We start from the raw sequence: 1,793 nt of genomic DNA, 5'->3' as shown, positions 1-1,793 counted from the left end.
GGCCGTTTCGGGCGTTCTCTTCTTTGCTCGGCACTTTCCATTGGTGCTGGGCAATGAGTTGGCCGTTTTCGTTGTGGTTGAAGCAGGTAAGGGTAAGCGTATAGGGAAAGGTCGTCTGAAGGTTATTTCAGACGACCTTGATATTTTGTTGGGTCTCGACCCAACCTCGCTTGCTGGCAACAGATTGTGGACTCTAATGAAAGGTTCGGTAAAATGTTCCCATCTCTAGCTTCCCATCTTCAGACAAGGTTGCATTCCCAATTTCAGATAAATTACGCCCATCTAGATAGATCCTACCTTCTTTGTTTTCAATTTGCACATCTTTAAATTTAAAATGTTCAAATTTATCAATAGTATAATAAATGCTATTCTTTTGGTAGTCTATTTGCTTTTTAGTCAGAATTGCTTCAAGAGCTTCAGATTCTCCGTTGGTATTTTTTATCCATAAATTTACATATCCATCAATATTATTAGTACTTTCTGTTTTCATTCTCAATACTATAAAATCAAAAGGATAACCTGATAATTCTTGGCCTAGTTCTCTCGGTTTATTTTCCTGATTGAAATAATATTTTTCTCTATAAGTACAGGCTAGTGAAAGTATTATAGAAATTATTCCAAAAGAGAGTAGTATATTTTTCATTTTAAATCCCATTAATATAAATATAAAAATATTGTTTACATGTATTCCAAAATATTACAGGCACATTTTGTTGTAAATGGTATTAATTCGTTTATGTTTCTCTGTTCAACAGGTTTGTTAGGTGCAGCCATGATATTGTTTTCCCATCCTTTTTGAGGAATACTTTTCCCGTTTATATCTTTGTATCTATCACCTAATCCCATTAGATGGCCAGCCTCATGAGCGGCTACCCATGAGACATTAGGATCCCTCATATACCAAACTCCTCTATTTCCTCCAGCTTTATTTACATAACTTCTACCATTGATAGGTTCGGCAGTAATTTGGTTAGCCATTTTGCTGTCATTTGCTTTTACATTTGCAATGAATCTAATATTGCATCCACCATATTTCCATCCTCCAGCATTCCAGTTTCGTTCAATCCCATTCTTTACATTTTCTATATCAGTATTGGTTACATTCCTTCCATTTAAAGAAATATCAAGGATAAATGTAACTGAGCGATCAGATCGAATGATATTAACATCAAGCCCTAAATGATCTATCCATTGCTGAGTATTCGGCGCAAACTGATACAGATTCATCCCACCCATCAACCCAATCGGGTCCTGATTCACAAACCGACCCACATCAGGTTCATAATACCTGAAGAAGTTGTAATGCAGCCCCGTTTCACGGTCGGCATACTGGTTTTGCAGGCGGAACGGTTGGTATGCAGTATCTGTTACTCTGGTTTCTTCTTTCAGACGACCCCAGCCGGTGTAGTTGCCGAACCATAAGAGGTTGCCGTCTTTATCGGTCATCTCACGCGGGATACCGATTTGGTCGCAGTGGAAGTAGCGGGTTTGTTGTCGGCTTTCGCCGTCTTCGGTTGTCCAATCGCGGACTTGTGCCAGCGGCTCGTAGGAATCTTGGTCGGCGTAGATATAGGTATACCTGCCGTCCGGGTGGACTTCTTGCAAGAGATGGCTGCCGTCCCAAGCGAAGCGGGTTTGGTTTTCGAGGTCGTCTGAAACTTCCTGACTGGTTTTCAGACGACCTTTGCCTATCCTTCTGCCCAAGGCGTCGTAGGTGTACGCCCAAGTTTCTTTGCTGCCGTCTTTTTTGAAGATTTCAGCTTTAACCAGTTGGTCGTGCAGGTCGTAGAAAT

The 1,793-nt window shown here is 40.7% G+C and carries 3 protein-coding genes; 1 reads left to right on the top strand and 2 read right to left on the bottom strand.

Going from position 1 to position 1,793, the window contains the following annotated elements:
* A partial coding sequence (locus HMPREF3277_RS15450; protein ID WP_210401180.1) for a hypothetical protein occupies nt 1-229 on the top strand: 229 nt, incomplete at its 5' end.
* Here the strand turns inward: HMPREF3277_RS15450 and HMPREF3277_RS12460 are convergent.
* Together HMPREF3277_RS12460 and HMPREF3277_RS15760 are read right to left on the bottom strand one after the other, a co-directional pair.
* Nucleotides 194-643, bottom strand: a complete 450-nt coding sequence (locus HMPREF3277_RS12460) for a hypothetical protein (protein ID WP_141765236.1) — start codon at nt 641-643, stop codon at nt 194-196. The two genes, HMPREF3277_RS15450 and HMPREF3277_RS12460, sit on opposite strands and share 36 nt — an antisense overlap.
* Before the next feature lie 35 nt (nt 644-678).
* Nucleotides 679-1,793: RHS repeat domain-containing protein (locus HMPREF3277_RS15760; RefSeq protein ID WP_283127077.1), on the bottom strand; the 1,115-nt coding region annotated here is incomplete at its 5' end.

This window comes from Neisseria sp. HMSC70E02 (assembly GCF_001838645.1).
Classification (GTDB): domain Bacteria; phylum Pseudomonadota; class Gammaproteobacteria; order Burkholderiales; family Neisseriaceae; genus Neisseria; species Neisseria macacae.
This window is presented reverse-complemented; position numbering and strand designations above follow the sequence as displayed.